The 21,116-nt window shown below is 60.6% G+C and carries 20 protein-coding genes and 1 pseudogene; 4 read left to right on the top strand and 17 right to left on the bottom strand.

The features are described 5' to 3' along the window. Positions 1–133, bottom strand: a pseudogene (locus tag ABDZ36_RS01260) (IS5/IS1182 family transposase); the annotation flags it as partial. Between the two features lie 163 nt (positions 134–296). Here ABDZ36_RS01260 and ABDZ36_RS01265 point away from each other — a divergent pair. Then, entirely contained in the window at positions 297–1,250 is a 954-nt protein-coding gene (locus ABDZ36_RS01265; RefSeq protein ID WP_343749167.1) for a transcription initiation factor IIB, read from the top strand. Positions 1,251–1,367: 117 nt separating this feature from the next. Here ABDZ36_RS01265 and ABDZ36_RS01270 read toward each other — a convergent pair whose 3' ends face one another. The 7 genes from ABDZ36_RS01270 to ABDZ36_RS01300 all read right to left on the bottom strand — a co-directional run bounded on the left by ABDZ36_RS01270 (position 1,368) and on the right by ABDZ36_RS01300 (position 6,148). After that, positions 1,368–2,243 (bottom strand): DUF7964 domain-containing protein, encoded by an 876-nt coding sequence (locus ABDZ36_RS01270; RefSeq protein ID WP_211313353.1) that lies wholly within the window; start codon positions 2,241–2,243, stop codon positions 1,368–1,370. Further along, positions 2,240–3,211, bottom strand: a complete 972-nt coding sequence (locus tag ABDZ36_RS01275; protein ID WP_343749168.1) for a DUF7983 family protein — start codon at positions 3,209–3,211, stop codon at positions 2,240–2,242. Before ABDZ36_RS01275 ends, ABDZ36_RS01270 begins: the two co-directional genes overlap by 4 nt. A gap of 125 nt (positions 3,212–3,336) precedes the next feature. Beyond that, positions 3,337–3,597, bottom strand: a complete 261-nt coding sequence (locus tag ABDZ36_RS01280; RefSeq protein ID WP_211313355.1) for a hypothetical protein — start codon at positions 3,595–3,597, stop codon at positions 3,337–3,339. 138 nt (positions 3,598–3,735) lie between these two features. Further along, positions 3,736–4,158 carry a DUF8030 family protein gene (locus ABDZ36_RS01285; protein WP_211313356.1) on the bottom strand — a complete coding sequence of 141 codons (423 nt, stop codon included), beginning with the start codon at positions 4,156–4,158 and terminating at the stop codon, positions 3,736–3,738. Positions 4,159–4,573: 415 nt separating this feature from the next. Continuing rightward, positions 4,574–4,918 carry a hypothetical protein gene (locus ABDZ36_RS01290; protein ID WP_211313357.1) on the bottom strand — a complete coding sequence of 115 codons (345 nt, stop codon included), beginning with the start codon at positions 4,916–4,918 and terminating at the stop codon, positions 4,574–4,576. A gap of 24 nt (positions 4,919–4,942) precedes the next feature. Then, a complete protein-coding gene (locus tag ABDZ36_RS01295) occupies positions 4,943–5,263 on the bottom strand; it encodes a hypothetical protein (protein ID WP_211313358.1) in 321 nt (106 codons plus the stop codon). 261 nt (positions 5,264–5,524) lie between these two features. Then, a complete protein-coding gene (locus tag ABDZ36_RS01300) occupies positions 5,525–6,148 on the bottom strand; it encodes a hypothetical protein (protein WP_211313359.1) in 624 nt (207 codons plus the stop codon). A 402-nt stretch (positions 6,149–6,550) separates the two neighbouring features. On the opposite strand from ABDZ36_RS01300, the gene ABDZ36_RS01305 reads away from it, so the two are divergent. Further along, entirely contained in the window at positions 6,551–6,673 is a 123-nt protein-coding gene (locus tag ABDZ36_RS01305) for a hypothetical protein (RefSeq protein ID WP_343749169.1), read from the top strand. Between the two features lie 163 nt (positions 6,674–6,836). On the opposite strand, the gene ABDZ36_RS01310 is transcribed toward ABDZ36_RS01305, so the two are convergent. Both ABDZ36_RS01310 and ABDZ36_RS01315 read right to left on the bottom strand, forming a co-directional pair. Then, positions 6,837–7,394: a hypothetical protein gene (locus ABDZ36_RS01310; protein WP_343749170.1), complete on the bottom strand. Its 558-nt coding sequence runs from the start codon at positions 7,392–7,394 to the stop codon at positions 6,837–6,839. Next, entirely contained in the window at positions 7,391–7,930 is a 540-nt protein-coding gene (locus ABDZ36_RS01315; protein ID WP_343749171.1) for a DUF7342 family protein, read from the bottom strand. The genes ABDZ36_RS01310 and ABDZ36_RS01315 overlap by 4 nt, the downstream gene beginning before the upstream one ends. Positions 7,931–8,166: 236 nt before the next feature. Here ABDZ36_RS01315 and ABDZ36_RS01320 point away from each other — a divergent pair, with 236 nt between their 5' ends. Both ABDZ36_RS01320 and ABDZ36_RS01325 read left to right on the top strand, forming a co-directional pair. Further along, positions 8,167–8,832, top strand: a complete 666-nt coding sequence (locus tag ABDZ36_RS01320; RefSeq protein WP_211313366.1) for a helix-turn-helix domain-containing protein — start codon at positions 8,167–8,169, stop codon at positions 8,830–8,832. Positions 8,833–8,846: 14 nt separating this feature from the next. Beyond that, entirely contained in the window at positions 8,847–9,536 is a 690-nt protein-coding gene (locus tag ABDZ36_RS01325; RefSeq protein WP_211313360.1) for a hypothetical protein, read from the top strand. Positions 9,537–10,141: 605 nt separating this feature from the next. On the opposite strand, the gene ABDZ36_RS01330 is transcribed toward ABDZ36_RS01325, so the two are convergent. The 7 genes from ABDZ36_RS01330 to ABDZ36_RS01360 are packed head-to-tail and all read right to left on the bottom strand — an operon-like array spanning position 10,142 to position 21,035. Further along, entirely contained in the window at positions 10,142–11,659 is a 1,518-nt protein-coding gene (locus ABDZ36_RS01330) for a primase-associated protein (RefSeq protein ID WP_211313361.1), read from the bottom strand. Continuing rightward, positions 11,659–12,540 carry a bifunctional DNA primase/polymerase gene (locus ABDZ36_RS01335; RefSeq protein WP_211313362.1) on the bottom strand — a complete coding sequence of 294 codons (882 nt, stop codon included), beginning with the start codon at positions 12,538–12,540 and terminating at the stop codon, positions 11,659–11,661. The genes ABDZ36_RS01330 and ABDZ36_RS01335 overlap by 1 nt, the downstream gene beginning before the upstream one ends. After that, positions 12,537–16,247, bottom strand: a complete 3,711-nt coding sequence (locus ABDZ36_RS01340; protein WP_343749172.1) for an ATP-binding protein — start codon at positions 16,245–16,247, stop codon at positions 12,537–12,539. The genes ABDZ36_RS01335 and ABDZ36_RS01340 overlap by 4 nt, the downstream gene beginning before the upstream one ends. Then, entirely contained in the window at positions 16,240–18,429 is a 2,190-nt protein-coding gene (locus tag ABDZ36_RS01345; protein ID WP_343749173.1) for a VirB4 family type IV secretion system protein, read from the bottom strand. The genes ABDZ36_RS01340 and ABDZ36_RS01345 overlap by 8 nt, the downstream gene beginning before the upstream one ends. Then, on the bottom strand, positions 18,422–19,540 hold the full coding sequence (locus ABDZ36_RS01350; protein WP_211313730.1) for a TraC-like domain-containing protein: 1,119 nt from the start codon (positions 19,538–19,540) through the stop codon (positions 18,422–18,424). Before ABDZ36_RS01350 ends, ABDZ36_RS01345 begins: the two co-directional genes overlap by 8 nt. A gap of 3 nt (positions 19,541–19,543) precedes the next feature. After that, on the bottom strand, positions 19,544–20,608 hold the full coding sequence (locus tag ABDZ36_RS01355) for a TrbL/VirB6 family protein (protein WP_211313729.1): 1,065 nt from the start codon (positions 20,606–20,608) through the stop codon (positions 19,544–19,546). After that, positions 20,601–21,035, bottom strand: a complete 435-nt coding sequence (locus ABDZ36_RS01360; RefSeq protein WP_211313728.1) for a hypothetical protein — start codon at positions 21,033–21,035, stop codon at positions 20,601–20,603. The genes ABDZ36_RS01355 and ABDZ36_RS01360 overlap by 8 nt, the downstream gene beginning before the upstream one ends. Positions 21,036–21,116 lie beyond the last annotated feature (81 nt).

The raw sequence follows: 21,116 nt of genomic DNA on the forward strand, positions 1-21,116 counted from the left end.
GTAAGAGTAGCCCGATCTTCGTGACCTTGTCGTACCCGTCGTCGCCGTCGGCGACGGCGGGTACGTCTGACTCTTCTACGTGGGTCGTGGCAAACTCGTGAAACGTCTGTGCAAGGTTCCTGAGACGTCCCATATCGCCAGACGGCGTCCAAATCCCCTGAAATCAGCGATACAATCCGCAGAGGGCGGTCGCGTTCAACGGAGCAAGTCAGAGTAATACCCGGGACTGAACCAACACTGTCTGGGACTGACACGAGGCAAAGACCTATATTCGATTAGAGGGTGTCACAAGGTGAATGGAACGGCCGACTCGAGAACGCAGCGAAGAGCAGGCCGAGCAGAAGCAGACCAGCGACGAGACCCAGCACTGCCCGGAGTGTGAGTCGACGAGTATCGTCACGGATCAGGGCGAGCGGCTCTGCGAGGATTGCGGGCTCATTCTCGAGAACGACCAGATCGACCGTGGACCGGAGTGGCGGGCATTCGACTCCGCAGAGCGCGACGAGAAATCACGGGTGGGCGCCCCAACCACCCAAACGATGCACGATAAGGGCCTCACGACCCAGATCGACTGGAAGAACAAGGACGCCTACGGGCGATCTATCTCCTCGAAGAAGCGTAATCGGATGCACCGTCTGCGTAAGTGGCAGGAGCGCATCCGAACGAAAGACGCCGGCGAGCGCAACCTCCAGTTCGCCCTCTCCGAGATCGATCGGATGGCGTCCGCGCTCGGCGTCCCGCGGAGTGTCCGCGAGGTCGCCTCAGTTCTCTACCGGCGCGCCCTCGATGAAGACCTCATTCGCGGGCGCTCTATCGAGGGCGTCGCGACTGCCTGTCTGTATGCAGCCTGCCGGCAGGAGGGCATCCCACGCTCGCTTGAAGAAGTGACGGGGGTCGCCCGCATCGAGCAAAAAGAGATCGGGCGCACCTATCGCTACGTCGCCCAGGAACTCAGTCTCGCGATGGAGCCAACCGACCCCAAGGAGTACGTGCCGCGTTTCGCAAGCGAACTTGATGCCTCTGAGGAAGTCATCGCGAAGGCCAACGAGATCATCGACACCGCCGCCGAACAGGGTCTCCTCTCGGGGAAGAGTCCTACTGGGTTCGCGGCGGCCGCCATCTACGCCGCGGGCCTCCTCTGCAACGAGAAAAAGACCCAGCGCGAAGTCGCCGACGTCGCCAACGTCACCGAGGTCACCATCCGCAACCGCTACCAGGAACAAATCGAAGCGATGGATCTCGGTGTCTAGCAGTGTTGATGTTTGGGTCACAGCCGCAGTCCCCTTCTACGCGTTCTGAGACCCCAGTCGCACGTACAAGCGCGCCAATACTGAGGGACCGATGGCGTCATCTGATCGAGGACGTACTCACAGGTGGCTATACCCCGTCCGCTCGAGCCCCTGGTTCAACTCGACGTTCATCGCCTCAACCGTCTGGTCGTCGAAAACCTGTCCGGACGCAGCCGACGCTATCTCGGCGATTTCGGCGTGCCACTCCCGCGCCGCACTCACGAGGGCTGATAGGAGTGCTTCCTCGGTCTTGTCTCCGCCGTCGACTTCCTCGATGACCTCCCAGCCGCGCGGCGAGTTCTCCAAGAGGTAGCCAACGTCGTCGAACTGAATCATGAACCGCTCGGAGACCGCCCCGAACCCAGTCTCGATGCTCAACAGGACGATGACGTGCGCGACGTCGTCGCGGTCTTCGAGTGCACGCAGGTCGGCGGTCGGGACCGCCGTCTCAGGAAGCCCGAGTTCTTGGAGGCGATCTGGAAGCGGTGATCCGTCCTCGCCGGCGGACGCATACTGGTCGATTTCGCCGCCTTTCTCTTTGACGACCTCGGCCGCTCGGCGGTCGGGATCGTCGACGACCTCTTTGAGGATCGCGTAGAAGCGCCACTCGTCGCCGTAGTCGAAGAGGTAGCAGATGCGGTCGTACTGGTCGAGATCCAGTTGTGCGACCAGCTCGCCGACTGTGGTGGCGCCCGCGCTGTACGTTGTCTCGCCGAACTGCATCGGCTGGCCGCTCGGGAGGTCCTCGTGCTCCGCTGGACACTGGTACTTCACGTCGCTCTCCCAGTAATCCTCGTCGATACCGAAGAACCAGAGGTGGTCTTGGTTGAGGCCCATCGCGGCGTTGATCGTTGTCTGGAACTCGTCGAGCGTACGGTCAGCGCCGACGACGATGTCACGCCACAGCGACGTCGGGTCGGGGGCGAATTTGACGCGGAATCGGTAGGCCGTCATCCCTGCATCTCCCTCCCCGTGTTGAAACTCGTTAGCTCGTCGATCCGGTCTTCCAGTTCCTCAATCTCCTCTCGGAGCTCGTCGGTCTCGGCCTCATCGCTCGCCGCGAGGCGGTCTTTGAGCCCCTGCAGACGGGATGCTTTCACCTCTTCGTCGACCTCGGCCTTGCGTACGTACTCGCTCTTGTCGACGTCGTAGACCGCCGCCTCAGACAGGCCCGTGACGTCGAGGGCCTCGTCGACCTTCTCGCGATCGACGCTCATGACGCGCTCGCGCTCAACACCCGCGTCTTCCAACACCGCGAGAACGTCCGCGTCGTCTTTGAGCGACCGATTGCGGCGAGCGGTACGCTGAACCGACCCATACTGGCCGTGAACGGGCTGGTCGTGATGGAGTCGGTTGAGCAGGACGTCGGCGACGTCTCGGCGGAAGTCGTTTGCATCCCGCTGAACGTCGGAGAGGAGCGTGTAGAGGTTCACCAATGCGGGCGTCTCCAACTGGCTGAGGTCGGTGACGTCGTGGCGTTCGAGCGCGTCAACGAGCAAGAGTGTATCCGAGTAGACGTCGACCTCCTCTGGTTCGGTGCGCTCACTCGCAGTGGTCTCCGGGTCGCCGTTGACGAGTTGTGTCCCCGTCGCGGCGTCGACTTCGGTTATCACGCCCGCGTCCTCGTCGATCTCGAAGCGCGGATGCAGGCTTAGTACCGCGGGATATGGGTCGGTGTCGGATGGGAGCAGGCTTAGATCGAACTCCCCATCCATGTCCTGAATCCGCTGGTACAGCGTCTCGAACTGGTCGTGCTGAAGTGGTCGTGTTTCCTCTGTGGTACTGAACTGGACGACGACGCGATACTCTTGGACGTCGGTGATGCAGAATCGGTCGTGGGACAGCGGTGCGATGAGCTCAGCCCCCTCCTCTAACTTGTCGAGTTCGTCAAGAAGTGTGTGCCACGTGGCGCTGAAGGGCATACCACCGTCTACGCGTTCTGAGTCTATAACGCTCCGGGGAACGTCGCGTGGAACTCGTGCCCCGGAAGTTGGTTCCCGATCAGAGTTCCAGTTAGTCGCCAAGAACGAAACAGACCTGTGTCTGCCTAGTCGAAGGTTGTCTCGGTGATGCGGAGTGTGCCATCGGCTTCATAGAGATAGCCACGGTTGAGCAGGCGCTTGACGGCATACTCGCTATCGCTATGTTCTGCCGAGAACGTGTCCGACTCATTAAGGAGTGTATATGCTTCGTCGTAGGAGAATTCGCTCTCTGGATTATCTGCTGCATCCACGAGGATTTCGTAGGCCTCCTGTACCCAGTCCGGGAGTGGTGGCCGTGGATCAGATGAGTTAGGGAATCGCGTCATTGGGACGTGGCGTTCGTGACTGAGTGTACGACCGGTTCGCTTGTGAACCTTCCCACCAACTACCGCATTCTGCGTGCGCGATCTCAGGCTTAACCAACGGATGATCGATGAACTGGAGCGCGTTGGTTAAGGCTGTGCCTAGCGACGCCGAAGGACGCCGACGGGGCGAAGCCGACACAAGTCGCGGCGTCGCGCCCACTGGCCGTCCTCGACTTGTCGATCGAGCGTGAGCCGGGCGACGAGTTCGTCCTGCACGGTAAGCTGGCGGACGGACTCCTCGCGCCACCCCAGCCGTGGGTCATACAGTCGCTTCTGGAACACCGTCCCCGACCCCTGCGCGATGTACTGCGTGCGCTTCGTCCCGAGGAATGTCGTCGACGTGTACTCCACGCCAACGGGAGACTGCTTCAACTCGGAGATGATCCCTTCGACGAACCGCCGGATTGTGAACTCGCCGACGTCGTTGGGCACGTGGAGTTGGAGTGGTGTTCGTGGGTGCTGTTCCGTTTCGAGTTCTGCATTGCGACGCCGCGTTCCGTGTCGCTGGTCGTGTTCGGACATAATTGCTTGAGGAGTCGCTCGATGGCCCCTCTACCCCTACTAGGGGCGACAAACACGACCGACGGGAGCCGTACCCCCGAACGTGTCTGTCGAAGGCGCTCTGTTGAAATCCTCAAAGGTCAACAGATTCTGTCGGCGGTCATTAAGTAGAGTTGGTGTACCAAGCAATATGTTCATCCAAATGAGAGGTGTATGTAAATTGGATTGCTCAAGGAGATAGTCCTTTAGGGGGGAGTTGTCTTCTACGGCAATCCATGCGGGACGTCCGCGATCCCGCAGGTGGGTGTTGGAACCACCAGCCACCTGCACTTCCGTTCAATACACAGACCTGCTTAGCGGCTGACTCACTCCCTGAAGTAAAGGAAAAAGCTGCCTTGTGAACTGTTCTATGATATCCTACCAATGGGGATTGGACCTACGAGGATTGCTTGGAACTGGCCGTCCGGGTGTTCTCGAATCGGTCCAGAAGAGCAGCGGCCACGAGAAGAGCGGCAACGGGGAGGATGAACACGCTGAGGACTGCTTGCCAAAACCCCAGTAGGAACAGTCCGACGACGCCTACTGCTGTGAGAGTGGCTCTGTGAAGTACGATACCGACCCCACCGAGTACGGCGGCACCTGCGATAAGTCCAAAGAGAACGAGTCGAGACTGGCTATAGCCTGGTTGAGGAAGGTAGTACAGGAGCACACCAACAAGCCCGAGAACGGAGAGAACGGCTATCCCTCTCACGAGATCCGTTTTCGACCGGAGTGCACCCATACCGTACATACGTTCTACAACGAGTTAATGATGATGCGGGCACCAGTCTGACCCCAGTCTGCGATTTTCGCATTGCTCGGCGAACGCCGCTACGCGGTCGTCTGTGGGGCCAACGTACGCGTACTCCGCGAGGAACGCCTCGGCGTTCTCATGGTGACGCTGACGGCGGGCGGCGATATCGCTCGGCGTCAGCGACTCTTCGAAGACGGCGAACCCGGCGTTAGCGAACATCGCTTCCGAGCGGGGATGCGTCAGTCCCGCCAGCGCGTCGACGCGACTGCCGCTGTCGGCCTCGGTGAGCGCGTCGCGTGCGTCCTCGCGTTCGCGAGCGAGCGTTCGACTCACCGCCTCGTGCGGGATCTGGGAGAGCTCTGCGGCATTGAGGAGCGACCGACCCCGGTCGCGGGCGCTCGCGACGTGCGCCGTCGGTGGCTGGACGGGCGCCCGCGGGGGATGGAGGGCAGCTCGCTGGGGAGCTCGGCGAGTGTGGCTTCGTCGTAGTCGACGCTCGACGTACTTGAGAGCGGGTTGAACCGGCTACATCCCACGAGCGCACTCGTGCTGCCGTTCCTGTAGCCGCGAGCATCGCGCGACGTGTTAATCGAGTTACGTTGCATCACTCTCATTCTGGTAGCGGTCGGGAATCGGGTCACAACTCCCGCCGCTGCTGGTGGAGAACCCACTGTACTCGTCTGCAGGAAACGGGAGCCGCACGAATGCGGCGACGTAGTTGCGGGCGTCGCGCTCGCAGTCGAACGTGGCGTCACGGACGACGCGGCAGAAGTCGATACGTGGATCGCCCTCGATATCCTTAGTGACGTAGTTCAGCTGGAACCGATAGCACTCCCCGATCCGTGTTTGATAGAGGAGGACAGACTCGTCTGAGTACGTCGTTTCCGCGACAAGTCGCCGAACAGCCGCAACGCCGGTTGCATCCTCGGCGAATTTGAGGGCTTCCGCCGCATTCTCGCTCTCGATGACGTGGAATGAGAGGAGATCAGTCGTCGTCGTGGCTTCGCCGCCTGCTGCCTCGTCTTCGCGAGACGCGACGACTGGTTGGTCGGTCGGCGAGCGGGTTTTCGCAGCGACGTAGTCGGTAACGAGCGTGCCGTCCTCGGGCGGCGACTGATGGAGATCTGACGCGCTACAGCCAGCGAGAGCGGTCGCGAGCCCGGTACTGATTCCAGTGAGGAGGGCTCGTCGGGAGGGCGTGGAGGGTGTCGGGACCATCGCACTACACCACTACCCGGCAGGTTGGAATGAAAGTAGTGGTTAAAACACAAGACTGTTTGTGTAGGGCGGTGCTGAAGAGTACGAGTGCTTGAGGAGCGCTATGCGCCAGGCAGCGTCGTTGACGCGGGTGACCTGCTAGGTTGTCGCCGACCCCAGCACGTTGACGTACTCCTCAACGTAACCGTAGACCACGATCCCTAGAGCGTCCCGCTGCCGACTCCCCGCCGGGTAGTCATGCATCGGAGGCTCCGTCGCGACAGTCCGCCGCTACGAAGAGGGCCGCCGTATTGACGAGTGCATGCGGCGTCTATTTGATCAACACCCCACGTGTCGTACTCATCCGTGACGTCGGTCCCTCGCCGCCATCGTACCCATCAAAGCCACCCGAAGACTACATTCGTGAGCGGCATAGAGGAGGATATGATGCACGAAGACGCCCACCGCCGCATGAATCGGGATGTGGCGGAGAACGAAGACTTGTACGAGGCGTTCGCGGCAATACCCAAGGACGACGAGGAGTAACCCGGACCGGCGGATGTGACATCATCTCGGTGTCGCGAAGTCGACGCAGTCCATCATAGTGCTGGACTCGCAGACACAGCGAGTTCTTTAGAATGAGTTCCCCAGAACGCCAAACCGAACTCATCGAGACACACCGTGCAATAGTCCTCAGAACTCGTGGGTGCTAGGTGTCGTGGAACCGATCGTCGAGTAACTCGAGGACTTCCCAGAGCACGCCGACAGGTGACTCGGCGTCGAGCCACACCGCGTCGTAGTCGTATTCCGCATCAGGCGTGTCCCGCTCTTGATAGTGGAGATGCCCCGCAATATGTGGATTTGGCTCGAGATGGACACCACAGTCGAATCCGGACGACTCGGTATAGTGGATTGTGAAGTTCGACGTCAACGTCGTCCGTCGGCGGTCGTCGAGACTCGTCCCGGGTGGAAAGCGGGGGTTCGGCTGCCACGTCACCCGGAGTGACGCGGACTCGGCGTCACGACCAAAGTACGCTGGGTTCACGTCAGCCGCAACGTTCGCGTACTGTCCGTTCGGACTGCCGCGAGCCGAACGGATCGCTGGATGGCGTTCGAGCTGCTCGCGTACCGACCGCAAGATCCGATGGCGTTTCTCGACGTCGACCTGCGATGCGTCGCGACCACCATCCGGGTAAGGTGGTCGACGCCCGTGGAGCCGATCGGTGGCGGGCTGCTTCGGCTGCGTCGCCGGTGCGTCCGCAGTCATACGGACGCCGATGGGCGCGCAGTATAGCTGTCGTAGTGGTCAATCGCGTCCCGAAGGAGGGAGAGCTGATAGCGAGCGGACTCCCAGTCCGCCGCAGCCTGGAGTCGTTCCTGTGCCTCGGCAACCGCGATATCCTCCGTCACCGACGCGCGAAGCTCACGCGGCGTCTTGACAGCGTAGTCCGTTTGCCACGCCTCGATATCTGCCTGGATGGCTGTCGCCTGCTCGGTGAGTTCTGTCTCCGAATTCTCCGCGACGAGTTCCTGAATCGCCGTCAACCGCGTGTAAACGGGATCCGGATAGTACATCTTCCCCCGCCCTGTCTCGTCGACAACGAGCACGCCGAGGTCGACGAGCCGTTCGAGGTGGTCACGCGCCGTCGGCTCCGAGACGTACGCCTCGTCTGCGATCCAGCCCGCCGTTCGCGGCTCTTCGAGTGACGACGCGACCGACCGTACTCGGTCGAACCCTGTCGTCGCCGCCTTCCACCGCGACATGTACCCCGGTTCATCCGCCTGTTCACCCGAACCAGTCATACCACACACTACGCAGTAGAGAAAGATAATATTTTCTACGGGGAAAATAGATTGTCAGGGGAGCCCTCCAGCGTTCACGCGAGGGCGATGTCACACTCACCATGCGACTACACCGGAACTCAACCCCGCCGACTACGTGCCCGCCTGCTCAACCACTATCGACGAGCGGACGAAGCCTTTTGTAGGACTATCGCATTAGAGATAACTACGAAGACCCCATGTCGATGACTGAGTTTATGGATTCGACCGCTGCGAAGATCGTCTTAGCAACGCAGCGTGGGGATTCAATCAACCGAGTTGCGAACAAAATCGACATCTCATATTCGTGGACGTACGATTGGATCGAGCGCTTAGCAGACGCAGATATTATCGCAAATACCGATGATGGGATTCGCGTCGTCGACCATGAATTGCGACAGCAGTACGCCGAGATGATGGCTGCGTTATACACCAGGGATACGATCACCCAAGCTGACGCGTACGTACTTCCTCACTTCGCAGGGATGGAGTTTGCATACACGGAGATCGACGCCGCGTATGTCTGGACACATGGCGGCTATCAAGTCGCTCGCAGCCACGACGACTACCCCGTCTTCATCCACGTTCACGACCGTGACGTCGACCGATGGCTTGCCTTCTTCGAGCAGTACGGAATCGAGGCGACAATCAACGACCGCCCAGACCCACACGAAGTAGACGGGAACGTCCACTATGTCTTATTCCCCGCAGCGGACGGCATCAGCATCGACTGGGTTGAGGGGAACCCAGTCATCCCGTTGGACGATGCAGTTGCGCAGATGACGCAGAACCGACCAGCGTACGAGCCCGCGTTGGAGATTATCGCCAACGAGTACGACATCGATATTGACGCAGTCCATCATCGTGCTGGGCTCGCAGACTAACAGAGAGTTTCAGAATGAGTCTCCAAGAACGCCAAGCCGAACTCGTCGAGACGCACCGTACAATTCAGGACGCGGGTCTTCCATACGTACTCGTCGGTGGATGGGCCGTCTCCGCCTTTCAGCCGCGATTCACGACCGATGTCGACATGGTGATTCCCGAGTCGGCACTCGATGACTACGACGTGCTCCTCCGAGAGCGAGGATATGAGCAGGAGTTTGATTCGAGCGTAGCAAATGTCTACGAGGGGCGGGTCGTTCGCTACGAGAAACCAGTCGACGAGTATGCCGTCGAGTTTGACGCACTCGTCGGAGCGATGCGCTGCCGACAGACGGACGCAGAATGGTCATATCGCTATCTCCACGAGCATAGTGTCCTCACGTCTCTCGAAATCGCTCCCGACCTTGAGGGACGAATTCCGGAGCCCGCCCTGCTGTTCGCCCTCAAGGTCCACAGCGGCCGACTGGCAGATACCCGTGACTTGGTCGTGATCAGTACCCGGGCGGATTTCGACAGGCTCGGGCGCCACCTTCACCGCGGTGAGACAGAGGCCCTCGCCGGACAGATCGACGAAATCCTGGATCGCCTCCGAGACGAAGACTTCGCCGACTCGTTCAAAGGCGTCTTCCAACAGGAGACACTGCCCGATGACGCAATCGAAGAGCTCATCGAGTTCCTAGCCCAGCAGCGTCGCCAACTCCCGTAGGCCACTCGCGATATCGCCGTCGTCCCTTCTAAACCTGCGTTAACCAACACACCAGCAATACACCAACTAGCTGTTGGTTAAGAACATAGTGGGACCCACCTCTGACTCGCATCACGACCGCGAATCCAACCTCCACAGCGATAGACAGAATTCTGATATCACACCTCGCCTAATCATCGACCGCCCTACCTGTAGGCTCCCATAGCCAGTGGCGTTTGCACTTCTGTACCTCCCCTTTCCTTTGGACGATATCGAAGGTGCAGCGAATAGAATGAAGGACTTAGATCCGGGTAGAGGTCCGTCGGGCAGATTTAAGAGAATAGCATTCTGCTCGACGAGATAGGTACTGTATCGGATTTCGAGGATTCTGCTCGACGGCGGGTTCAAACCCGCAAAACCACGCAAAAACCCGAATCTCAGCCGATTCTCTAGACGTCCTCACGACTCGTCTTTCTCCTCGACTACCCGCCTCACCCAGATTGAACCAGCAAGTCACTGCGTAGAAGGTCTGAAACCCAAAGAAATCTGCTCGACGGGAATGAGAAGAGGTGGATTCTTCGACTGCTCTCGTCCTGTCGTGATAGAGAGGGTTCTGTACTTGAGGGCTAAAATTCGCTCGTGGAACCCGGTCCGTCGAGTTGGTCGTACATTTCGTCCGGGAAGGGGACACTACCCCAGATTGAGTAGTCGCACTGATCCTGGCCGATACAGTAGCGTTGGAGGTCATCGTTATCGCAGTTCATCGGAAGCGGGGTGTCGCCGTTGATGGTGTTGGAGAACTCGTAGCGGATCTGGTACTCAGTTTCCTGCTCGTCGTACCACGGCCACTGGGAGAAGACGTCCTTGAGATCGGCGACGATTTCGTCCAGACTGCTCTCTTGGTACTGGGGGAGCCACATCACCATCCGCACGAAGTTGTAGAGGTCTTTCCGAACGGGCTTCTTCTCTTGGAGCCGCTCAGCCATGTTGGCCATGCAGGGCAGCTCGAAGAGATCCTCGATCGACTCGACGGTGATCGGGTGAGCGCCACGTGACGACGCATCGATCCGGTACTGGTTCGTTTCCCGGTCGTGCTTGACGGTGAGCCTGCGGTGGTCTTGCTGCGAGACGAGGAGATTGCCGAGACTGCGCGGACTCGACACCCGGTTCTGGATGCTCTGTTTCCACGCTGTTTCCGGGTCGTAGGCAGCCAGCGCGTCATAGAGCGCTTGCGCGGAATGGAACGCCCCAACCGTCGCCGTGTCATCCGTGGCGTTCGTGACTGCCTCTCGAAGGACGCGAACGAGACGTTCACCTCGGTCCCAGTCCCGCCAAATGCGGTCGTGATTGCCACCCTCAAGGAAGCGGTCGATTCGCTCGGTGATTGCCGACTCGTTCGCCACCAACCACGTCTGCTGGTCCTCAGAGAGTCCATCCTCCTGCACGCGGAGCAGTGTCTTGAACGCGTCTCGTGCATACTCGCTGTATTTCTCGTCGAAATCACCAGCCGGCACGTACAGGTTGTTGTCCTTCACACGCGTCCGAATCTCCGCCGTCTCACCCTCACTACTGGATCGTTGGTCGTCGCGGACGAGACACTGCCGGGAGGCGGCGGCCATCGGGATCTCGAGGTAGAGGCCGCCGTCGAACTCGGGCATCTCCTTGATTCCGGTGCAGACACGTCCCGGGTGCGGGCCATCCTCTCCCGGATCTTTCGCGTAGAGGACCTCCGCAATATCCTGCTGGAGGGTGCCGTCACTGTAGTCGCGCACGAGTGAGCCGAGGTTGTTCACGTAGAGTTCGCGGACGTCGTAGAGTGGCTGGATCTTCCGCGGGGGGACGTCCTCGAACTTCGGATGGGCTTTGATGCAGATCGCACTCAGCGTCGCGAGGACTGCAAGTGTGCCCGGCTCGTCGACGAACGGCTCCCGTGCTGCCGCATTCCGGACGTCGTCTTTGAACGCGGCCGTCCCGAAGCGTTCGAGGTCGTCAAGGAGGTCTTGGGGCTGGTCCTCGCCGTCGACGATATAGCGGTTGAACCCGCGCGTGAACAGCTGGTTAATCCGAATCTCGCCGTGTTCGGTGGGGAGCGCGGCGACTTGGTAGGCGGTGCGTTCGTCGTCCGTGGGGGTTGTGGTAGCCATCAGTCGAGGAAGGCTGGCGTGGCAGTCCGTGGGTCGAACTGCGGAGACTCGATCGGCTGGACGATACGGGAGACATCGGCGTGTAGCGAGTAGGGGAGGCGGGCGACGCGACGCCGATCAGCAGTGACGACTGGGTCGATCGGGATGTCGTACGACTCGAGGAGGAGGTCGTTGAGGACCTCGCGACTCTGTGCGTCGTAGCGATGGGCGAGATCGGTATCGAGAAGGTAGACGTGGACGCCCTGGCCGCTGTAGACGACCATTGTCTCCTCGGCGTCGAAGTCGTCCGCGAAGATATCGCGCACCTCGAATCCGTACTCGATCGCTTGGTCGACATCCTCGAAGGCGTACGGATACCCAGTGGGGTCTGCGTCCAGTATGCCGGTCGCTTCGAGGAGCGCCTCGTCGTCACGGTCGCTCGTGTCCTGTGGCAGTGCGTCTGCGGCGCGTTCGCGAGCGATCGTTTTCGCGTCGATGTCGACGAGTAGCACCCAGGGGCGCTCCCAGTTATCGAGGGCGTAGTAGACTGCATCCGGACGCGGGTCTGGCTGGTCGAGGAGGCCGGGGTCGGCGAGTGCGAATTCGCTGCCGCCGAGCGGGTCGTTCCGTGCGGGATGCTGGATGAAGTCGAGGACGTCGTCGAATCCGTCGAACTCCGCCTGCTGGCGCTCACCAGCGGCATCGGTCTGCCACGTATCCCGTCGAACGAAGTCCTTGTCCGGCACCTCGTCTTTTCGGACGGGATGAGGGTGGTCGAACGCGAGTGCGTACTGTTTGGGCCCGGTCGCCGTGATGAACGACGGCAGGTCGTCGACGTAGTCGGGGAATTCGTCGGTGTAGTACGTGTCGAGGTCGTCGCGAGTCGCGGCGCGCCACGTCATGTATTGTACTCCTGATCGAGTGTGTTGAAGCTGCGAAGCGTCGTGAGTCCGGATGCATCGAGGTCGTCGACGGCAGCACGAATCTTGGTGAACGACCGTGCATCCCGTCCGGTGACGCGTTGCTCGATTCGGTCTTGGTCTGCAAGTTGGTCGAGGATGTCGAGTGCCGTTTCGCGGTTGTTGAACGCCCAGACAGCCTCGGCGTCGACGGCGCCCATCTTCTCGTAGTCCTCGATTGGTGCAACACGATTGTGACTCGGCAGTTCGGCTTCGCCGACCCAGACAAGGGTATCGTCGCCGTCGAAGCCAGCAACGTCGAAGACGGTGTCTACGTCGTGTTGCATATACGTTTCGACACGGGTAACGTCGTCTCGGTTCTGAATCCAGCGACGCAGGAGTTCGACGCCGACCTTATGCGGTGTTCGCTCACCGATATCGCCCTTTCCGGGGCCGATTGCGAGTTTCTGCCCGAGCAGCTCCCGACCGGCCGGCAAGACGGTAAAGTAGGTGCGTCGGCAAACGAGCGTCTTCGACAGGAGATTCTGGTCAATGAGCCGGTCGATATCTAGCTCATCACCGCCGTCTTGCAGAGTGCTCATCGGCTCGAGGAGGGATTGGGCGTCGTCGGCGCCGTTCATCACGTCGAGGACGTCCTGCAGGAAGCGTGCATCGTCGCGGTTGAGTCCGCGCCGCTCCAACTCCGAGTCGGGCACGGACACCCCGCCGGAGTCAACTGGCGATGTATCGGCTTCTGACTCCGGAGAGGCTGACTCGGAGGCATTGGTCTCCGAGTTGTCTGTGGAGTCTCCACCGCCGAGAAGCGGACTACTCTCGGTAGCGGTGGAGCCACCACTCGTTTCGTCGGGTGAGCTACCGAGCATCGTCGACTCGGAATGGGTGGTTTCCGCCTCCGGCGATGTGGAGTTGTCAGAGCCACTCCCCCAGCCGTCGTCCGCGGCTGTATCGGATTCTGCGCTGAGGCCATACTGCTGTTGCGTCCGCTCGACGATACGTGGGAGTGTTACTGACTCGAACTGGGACGCTTCCATTTCGGTGAGCGGAGTGTCGCTTTCTGGGTGGCCCTCGGTGATGGGGAGTGGCTTCATCGAGAACGGCGACGGGCCGGTTTCGCCGAACGCTGGACTCGGAAGCTGGGCGATCCACTCTCCACTCGGCAGTGTGTTCACGCGATTCCGGAGCTCGGTCGGACTCAATCCCTCGTGTGCAAGCGACTCCGCGAGGTCTCGCTCCATCGAGATGTTGCCGATGAGCTTCGTCTTGATGTTGTTCAAGACTTCGTCGTAGGCACGCTCGCTGCGATTGCGTACTTGGCCGGGGAACTGCATCACGAGTCCCATGCTCAGGCCGAACGAGCGGCCCTGGGGGAGGAGTTGCTCGGAAACGAGTCGCGTCGACGCGACCGGCGCGGCTTCTTCAATGATGAGGTTGGTCAGGTTCTCGTAGTCGCTCTGGCCGTCGCGCCGCCGCACCTGCACGGCATCCCAGAGGTTGCTCAACAGGAGGAGCGTAACCGCCTGCTGTGCCTCCGGGCGCAGATCACCGAGGTCGAGGAGGATGGTGACGTCTTCGTCGAGGAAGTTCCGGAAGTCGAAGTGGTTCTCGACGTACTCACCGGCGTCGTTCTGTGCGGGCGTATGGTTGAAGATCCGCCGGAGGTGGGGACTTTCGCGGAGTTGCTCAAGGCGATTCCCGGCGGCGTCCATCGACGTTTGGAACTGTGACTCTTCCTTCGAGAGGTGGCGCGACAAGGATTCCTCGACTGGTTGGTTCGCCATCGAGACGGGCGGAATCGTCTGCTCGTCCTGCATTCGGCGGACTGCGGTGAAGAGGTCGTTGAGTCCGAAGACATCGCTGCCGTACTCGGCGTCGAAGAGCGCCTTGATGAGTTGGCTGAGAATCTCGTTGGCGACGAACGCCCGCTCGTGTTTCTCTTGGCCGAGGATCATCCGCAGGATGTCGTGGAAGTGATCGACCTTATCTTGGACGGCGTCCTCTCGATTCCGGCCGGCCTCGAGTGCGGGTCGGATGTCGAAGAAGGAGAACGCGGGGATGGTCTCGGGGACGCGGAAGTGGTAGACGTCCTCTGCGTCGTCGAACTGTGCGTGGTGGCTGCGGAGATAGTTCTGGCACATGCCGTCGCCTTTCCGGTCGACGATGACGACAGGGCCACCAGTCGTCTCGCGGAGGGAGAGTGCATCGTTGATGATCGCTTTCGACTTGCCGGCGCCCGTCGACGCGAAACGTCCGTAGTGGGTCGTGAGCAGATCCGGAGGAATGCGGACTGGTTCGTCCTCTGGATCCCCCGTTTCGTCGAGCGCGTAGCCGATCGCCATTCCCTCACGGAACTGCTCGCGAAGATCCGGATTCGGGCGCGGGAGCGGATTCCGACTCTGCTGTTCTGCCCGTGTCCCGCGAGAGCCCTCGATTGAGAGTTGTTCGGAGGAAGGGACGAGGAGGAAGTTCGCGAGTTCCCGCCCACTCAGCACAAAGTCGGGTCGTGTCTTCCACCGGCCGGTGACGATGTTGCGATCGAGGAGGCGCTGGAGGGCCTTGCGTGCGTTCTTCTCTTTTTTCGCTTCGCGGAACCCACTCGAACGCACTCGTTCGGACTCAACATCGTAGAAGGGGCCGTCGAGTGGGTCGAATACCGGGGCGAGCGACGACAGTCGCTTGTCGAGTGAGTCCTGGCCGTCGTCGCTGGTCGGAACGCCGACTGCCCGGATGTTCGCCGTGAACGAGCGCTGGGGGTTCGTCGCCTCGATCGCGTTGAGGCGGCGTTCGACGATATCGCTCAACTCACGCTCGTCGCGTTCGGACTCCCCGAACTCAAGCAGGCCGCCGATGATCCGCTGCGCCCACGTGTCTCGCCCATCGCGCAGGTCTTCTTTGCGGAGTCCAGCGTCGGATTGCCAGCTCTCCCGGCGCTCGAAGACGACCTGGAAGGCGAGTGGCTCCTCGGCGTCATTCACGTGGTCGATCAGCGAGGCGAGCGCCGCACCCGGCTGGTCGACAGCCGAGAGGGACTCTTCGTCCTCGCCGTCCGTGAATGGGGTGAGCGACGTCATCCAGTCTTTCTTGCGTGTGGCATCGCCCTGCCAGCGCACGCCATAGGGCGAGACCGTCTCGGTCGCCGGCCGTGCGAGAATCGTTCCGTCATCGGTCACCGTTGGCTTCTCAACCGGCGCCCCAACATCCTCTGCGAGTTCAAGCGCGCTATTGTCAATTGACACCACTCTGTCCGCAGTCACATCGACGTCTGCGGCCTCAGCCTCCCCCTCGTCGGTAAGGGCGTACTGCTCGTCCTCGTCGAACTCGTACTGAAGATTGCCCTGCTGGTAGGCGTTGAGGAACTCCTCGCGTGAGTACTCGGCCGGCTGAACAAGCCGTTCTTCGACGTCGAGGTCGACGCGTTCGATGTCGAAGGTCGTTGGATAGATCGACTGGAGCCGCTCCTCGACGGTGTCGAGTGAGTTGTCGGCGCCGTAGTAGAACTCGACGGGCGCGTCTTTGCCGTCGCTGAGTGCGAGGAACTCGAAGCGCGGTGGCGTCGAGGACGACAACGGATTCAGTGTCGAATCTAAGCCGGAATCTTCGCTAGTGAGCTTGTGGAGGCTCTCAAGGAGTCGCGGAATCCCCGACGGATCCAGTTCTTCGGAGGTTGGGGTCACACGGAGGAACTCACTCATCGCGACCACCGTCCGTCTCGGCGACCTGCTCCGATTCCTCGCTTGATTCAGCGGTCTGCTCGTTGAGTTGCTGTTGGAACGAATGCATCCCTGAGTTAGTTTCGTCGCTGGTTGCACCGGGCAGTTCGTCGCGAGTCTGTGTGGTGGGGTCGAAGTCGATAACCTGCTTCTCCTTGGGCATCGCCTCGACCTGGATACCGCGCCACTCGCCGTCGACGCCAACGAGCGCTTCGGAGAAGCCAGCGTCCTCGTTACCGGGGACGGCGTCCTGGACGTAGCGCATCTGGGCGTGATTCAGGCCGAACTCGTCCGCCCACTCTTCATCCATGCCGTCGAGACGGTGGAACTGCTTGACCGCACACTGGTCGAGGATCGCCTCACTCTCGGCGTGCTCGAAGAACTCATCGACGGTCTGAGTGACGAGGCGGATGGAGAGATCGTGGTGGCGATGGTGGCGGAAGACTGTCTCGAGGAAGGCGAGACTCGCGGCGTCCTGCATGATGTAGCGAGCCTCGTCGATGACGAAGACGACCTCCTTCTCGGTCTCCTTCGCCCGCTCATACACCAGCGAAATGAGGAGCTGCATCGTGAGGGCCGTACTCGAATCGACGCTGCCTTCCTGTTGGGCGAGGTCGAGATAGATCGTCTTCTCGTCCCGAATGTCGAATGCCGACGCCTTCCCGAGATTCGCATGCCGGCCGTCCTCCTCGAAGGGGCGGAGTTGATCGAGAAGCCACGTCGCGTCGGCCTGAATCTTCTCGGCTTCTGATTCAGAGCGCACGACGAACTCCTCGGGATCAGCGACCATCTCCTCGAAGACGTCGAGCATATCGCGAATCGTCGGACTCGGGTTGTCGTGAGTAGCGATGTCGTCGGTGATCCCCTGTCGAGCGTACGCTGAGCGCAAGCCGAGTTCGAGCGTCGTCCGCTTGTCGCCGAGCGAGATGCCGCGGAGGGCGAAGAAGTTGGTGAGGAAGCTCATCGCGTCGTCGAGCTTCTCGTTGAATGGACTGGCGTCTTCACCCATCGCGCGCTGGGCGTGCTCGGGTGTCTGCCGAATCTCCAAGGGGTTGAGGCCGAGCGTTCCGCCAACCGTGATGCGCTGAGCGTCGAGGGCCTCCGAAACACCCGCCCAGTTGTTGAGTGGTTCGAGGACGATGCCGATGCGGTCGCTGTCCTGCTCGATCGAGCGGATGAAGTTCTGCTTCGAGCTAAATGACTTCCCGGACCCGGTGTCCCCGACGGTGAACATGGCGTAGCCGTTGTCGCGTTCGAAGGGGTCGATGACCACGGGGCTCTGGTTGTCCTTGTGGATGCCGAACTCGACGCCACCCTCCTCGAGAATCGTCGCGTTATGCGGTGACGCGAGCAGCGCGCCAACAGCGCCGCCGAGGGCGATCGACTCCCGCCCAAACTCGTTGTCGCCGATGGGGGCAGCGGACTGGAGGGCGACGTCCTGCCGACAGATCGCGGTCTTCGGCGTGAGGTTCGCTGGATCATCCCGAAGCGTGCTCTTCACCGTGCGGACGGCGTCCTGCAGGTCGTCCTTCTCGTCAGCGCGAACAGTGATGAAGACGCCCTGATCGAAGACGTTCGCGCCGCTCTCGACGGCCTTGTAGGTAGCTTTGGCTTCGTCAGCACGCTCTTGGAGGTAGGCACCTCGGACGCTCTGCTCAAGGTCCGCATCAACTTGGAGGTCGTCCGCAATCTCCTCGAGTTCGGTCCGGGCGCGCTCCTGGTTCTTCGGGGAGACGTGCGCAGTCAGATCGAACTCGACGTCTGTGAGCTCGAAGAGGTCGCTGAGGTAGCCGTCACTCGGATGGTCGGGGTACTCGGCGACGTAGAGCGTGCTCGTCCACTGCTCACCAACGTGGGCGGCACGCGTCTCCCACTCGATCGCGGCTGGGGCGATTGCCGTCTTGTGTGACTCAGCAATCTCGTCGAGAAGCCGTCCTTCGGCTTGGCCGTCTTCGAGCGTTTCCTCATCGAGGACGTCGGCGAAGTCGACTGTGGGTTCGTCGTCGCGGGCCTGATAACGCGTCCACGCGACGACGGTGGTCGCGACGATGACCACAGCAACGAGGAGGTAGAGGAGGATCCCGCCGGGCGTGGTGGGATTGAGCGCCCACTGGGTGAGTTGATCGCTGAACCCCGTTGCGGCGGGAAGGAGGCCGTTATGCATCGCTATCCTCGCGTGTCTGGTGATCCATGGTTGGTTGCTGGCGGATGAGTGAGTCAGGGTCGTCGACGTCGTGTTCGTGGCCGTTCCAGAAGTCCATCGCGAGAGTGAACAGTTCGACGGTGGTGAGGCGGCGTGCCGACCAGCCACTCGCCTGCTGCACGAACTCGCTGCGCACCGCGGCGACGCGGTCGTCCAAGGTGTCGAACATCCGCGCGCGCCGCTCAGCCGCCTGCAAGTCCTCCCGGCGAGTGACGAACGGATTGAACAGGAAACCGATGACGGGGATCTCGGTTAGTTTCTCGGCGGGGGTGGATTCGTCGCGATAGCGGTCGTAGACCTCTATCGGGGAGACCTCGACGCCGATGTAGTAGTGGAGTTGTTGGATGCCGCGCTCGCGCATCTCACGCGGCCGCGTTTCGAGGTATTCTTCGAGGAGTTCGCGGAAGACGGGATTCGCCTGAACGTCCTCGTCGTTGAGGCGGTCCTGGATGTTCTCGACGACTTGCTCGACGGGGAACTCGCGGGTGGTGGCGTGGAGTTTGAGCTTCGAGTCGAGTTCCTTGTTCGCGAACTCCGCGCCGGCCTCTTGGAGTTGCGCCCAGTCGCCGGACATGGCGAAGTCCATGTTGTCGGGGTCGACCTCGACGAACGCCTCCATCGTGCCATCCGAGCGCTGGATAGCGCCGGCGCCGGGCCACGCACGTTCGATATTGGTGAGGTCTTGGGTGCGTTCGTCCGGCTGGAACGGCGTATAGTTCGCCAGCCCACCCTCGTTCCGCACTTCCTCGTTCGTCCCGCTGTCTGGCTCATCAGGCGTGCTGAAGGTGACACGGGGCCGTTTGAGGTATTGATAGACGTCGGTGGCCCACGTCCAAGCATTCAGATGGTTGGGGGCGACGTAGATGATGGCGACGCCGAGCCCGAAGCCACCTGCAACGAACGGGAGGGCAAGCGAGTCGATACCAGTGAGTGCGGCGAGGAAGAGGCCGATGATGGGGAAGGCGATGAGGACGCCGACATCGCCTTCCTCGATGTTGAGGTAGGGAATGTGGCTCTCCTCGCCGAACTGATTCATGATGCGTCTCGCGGCGGCGTCTGGATCTGTCGACATGGGTCAGTAGTTCTCCGGATCGTTCTCTGTGCGGCGATACGATGGCGAAGAGTCTCCGTCGTCTTCTTCCGACCCTGCACGGCGGCTCGCCTGCTGGGCGACAGCTTGGCCAGCGGCGGCCTTCGGCCCCCAACGGGCGGCGGTCGTCGCGACTCCCGCACCACCGATAGATGCGCCAGCGGCGACGCCACCAACGAGTGCAGCGCCCCGCGTGGCCGTGCCAATCACCTTCGCAGTGAGTGGCGTCGCGTACTGGAACGTCTTCCACGTCACCACCAAGGCGACGACCGGGAGCGAAACAGCGACGAGATAGCTTAAGAATGGATCCGATGGTGCAAGACTGCTCTGCGTATAGAGCAGATCGTAGCCTTTGAATACGACTGCGGCGGGTAATGGAAGGATTGCAAGCGGGACAAAGCGCTTGCTGAATCCCATCGCAACATCTGAGAGGACAGGGATATTTCCATAGGCGAGGGCAAACGCGATTGGCATCCCGTAAATGTAGACGTAAAGGAGAATTTCCCGGATATAATAGAGCGCCTCCAACGCCCACATCGAAAGCCCACCGAGGATACCGAAGACGAGGCTGAGGGCAGGGTTTGTGAGTGATGTTCCGATCATTCGTATCATCACCTGCCCTAACGTGCCAAGACTCGGCAGTAGGGCGATTGTGAAGCCATGGATAAGATAGAGTGTTAGTACACTGATCCAGTACCACGTGATGATCAGGAAGGCACCGACCCAGGCTGTTTTTCGAGTGCGGCGCGATTCATAGGTACTCCCGATGTTGAAGATCCGGATGAGGTGCCGGCCCTGAACACAGATGATGAGTAAGAGCAGCGAGACTATCATAATCTCACCACCGACAAGCGCGTGCTGAATCGACTGCCATGGGGCGTTCATAGGCTCGCCAAAGACGAATGTGCCGTTCGTTTGTGGAGTCGGAGTCCCGAAAGTCTCGACCGTGAGCGTATGGTATCCGTTCTTAAGCCCTTGCATGAAGAGGCCCGTGAACCAGTTGACTGCGTCCTTGAAGCTCTGAAGGACGACGTCGATCAGATTAACCATCGGTCTTCTGTCGAATCGTGATCGTACAGTTGTTGAACTTCTTGGATGCTGTGTAGTGGATGCCGTATTCTTTGGAGACTCGTCGGTCAGCAACGCTGTTCTCCAGAGTAAGGGTGAACATTCCAGCCTGGGACGAATTTTGGCAGTTTGTTCCGACACCCGGAACAAATCCAAAGGGAGAGCGGTAGCTATAGATCGTCTTCTGCTGCCCCGGCGGAACTACGACGTGTGTAGCTTCGGAGTCTGCCTCCGGATCATAGATTCCACTCACATCCGGATCGTTCGCGTACTCTGTACCGTTTTCTCCACTTGGGTAAGGTACTTCCCCGAAGAACAGGAGTTTCGTAACAGCAGTCGGTCCACTTCCCCGGTTGGTAACCGTCACAAACGCCTCGTCTCCAATACGGTGTTTAGTTCCGTTCCACATTTTGTCGGGCTGGCATGCGTTCTAGTTTAGCGAAGAATCCAGTCGCTGTCTGTTGATTTGATATCGTCGCAACTACCCGGT

The sequence above is a fragment of the Halarchaeum salinum genome (assembly GCF_039520965.1).
GTDB classification, from domain to species: domain Archaea; phylum Halobacteriota; class Halobacteria; order Halobacteriales; family Halobacteriaceae; genus Halarchaeum; species Halarchaeum salinum.

What these genes read in the sequence shown, in the direction of transcription:
- ABDZ36_RS01265 (WP_343749167.1), top strand. Translation starts at nt 297, where the DNA reads ATGGAACGGCCGACTCGAGAACGCAGCGAAGAGCAGGCCGAGCAGAAG.
- ABDZ36_RS01270 (WP_211313353.1), bottom strand. Translation starts at nt 2,243, where the DNA reads ATGACGGCCTACCGATTCCGCGTCAAATTCGCCCCCGACCCGACGTCG.
- ABDZ36_RS01275 (WP_343749168.1), bottom strand. Translation starts at nt 3,211, where the DNA reads ATGCCCTTCAGCGCCACGTGGCACACACTTCTTGACGAACTCGACAAG.
- ABDZ36_RS01280 (WP_211313355.1), bottom strand. Translation starts at nt 3,597, where the DNA reads ATGACGCGATTCCCTAACTCATCTGATCCACGGCCACCACTCCCGGAC.
- ABDZ36_RS01285 (WP_211313356.1), bottom strand. Translation starts at nt 4,158, where the DNA reads ATGTCCGAACACGACCAGCGACACGGAACGCGGCGTCGCAATGCAGAA.
- ABDZ36_RS01290 (WP_211313357.1), bottom strand. Translation starts at nt 4,918, where the DNA reads ATGGGTGCACTCCGGTCGAAAACGGATCTCGTGAGAGGGATAGCCGTT.
- ABDZ36_RS01300 (WP_211313359.1), bottom strand. Translation starts at nt 6,148, where the DNA reads ATGGTCCCGACACCCTCCACGCCCTCCCGACGAGCCCTCCTCACTGGA.
- ABDZ36_RS01310 (WP_343749170.1), bottom strand. Translation starts at nt 7,394, where the DNA reads ATGACTGCGGACGCACCGGCGACGCAGCCGAAGCAGCCCGCCACCGAT.
- ABDZ36_RS01315 (WP_343749171.1), bottom strand. Translation starts at nt 7,930, where the DNA reads ATGACTGGTTCGGGTGAACAGGCGGATGAACCGGGGTACATGTCGCGG.
- ABDZ36_RS01320 (WP_211313366.1), top strand. Translation starts at nt 8,167, where the DNA reads ATGGATTCGACCGCTGCGAAGATCGTCTTAGCAACGCAGCGTGGGGAT.
- ABDZ36_RS01325 (WP_211313360.1), top strand. Translation starts at nt 8,847, where the DNA reads ATGAGTCTCCAAGAACGCCAAGCCGAACTCGTCGAGACGCACCGTACA.
- ABDZ36_RS01330 (WP_211313361.1), bottom strand. Translation starts at nt 11,659, where the DNA reads ATGGCTACCACAACCCCCACGGACGACGAACGCACCGCCTACCAAGTC.
- ABDZ36_RS01335 (WP_211313362.1), bottom strand. Translation starts at nt 12,540, where the DNA reads ATGACGTGGCGCGCCGCGACTCGCGACGACCTCGACACGTACTACACC.
- ABDZ36_RS01340 (WP_343749172.1), bottom strand. Translation starts at nt 16,247, where the DNA reads ATGAGTGAGTTCCTCCGTGTGACCCCAACCTCCGAAGAACTGGATCCG.
- ABDZ36_RS01345 (WP_343749173.1), bottom strand. Translation starts at nt 18,429, where the DNA reads ATGCATAACGGCCTCCTTCCCGCCGCAACGGGGTTCAGCGATCAACTC.
- ABDZ36_RS01350 (WP_211313730.1), bottom strand. Translation starts at nt 19,540, where the DNA reads ATGTCGACAGATCCAGACGCCGCCGCGAGACGCATCATGAATCAGTTC.
- ABDZ36_RS01355 (WP_211313729.1), bottom strand. Translation starts at nt 20,608, where the DNA reads ATGGTTAATCTGATCGACGTCGTCCTTCAGAGCTTCAAGGACGCAGTC.
- ABDZ36_RS01360 (WP_211313728.1), bottom strand. Translation starts at nt 21,035, where the DNA reads ATGTGGAACGGAACTAAACACCGTATTGGAGACGAGGCGTTTGTGACG.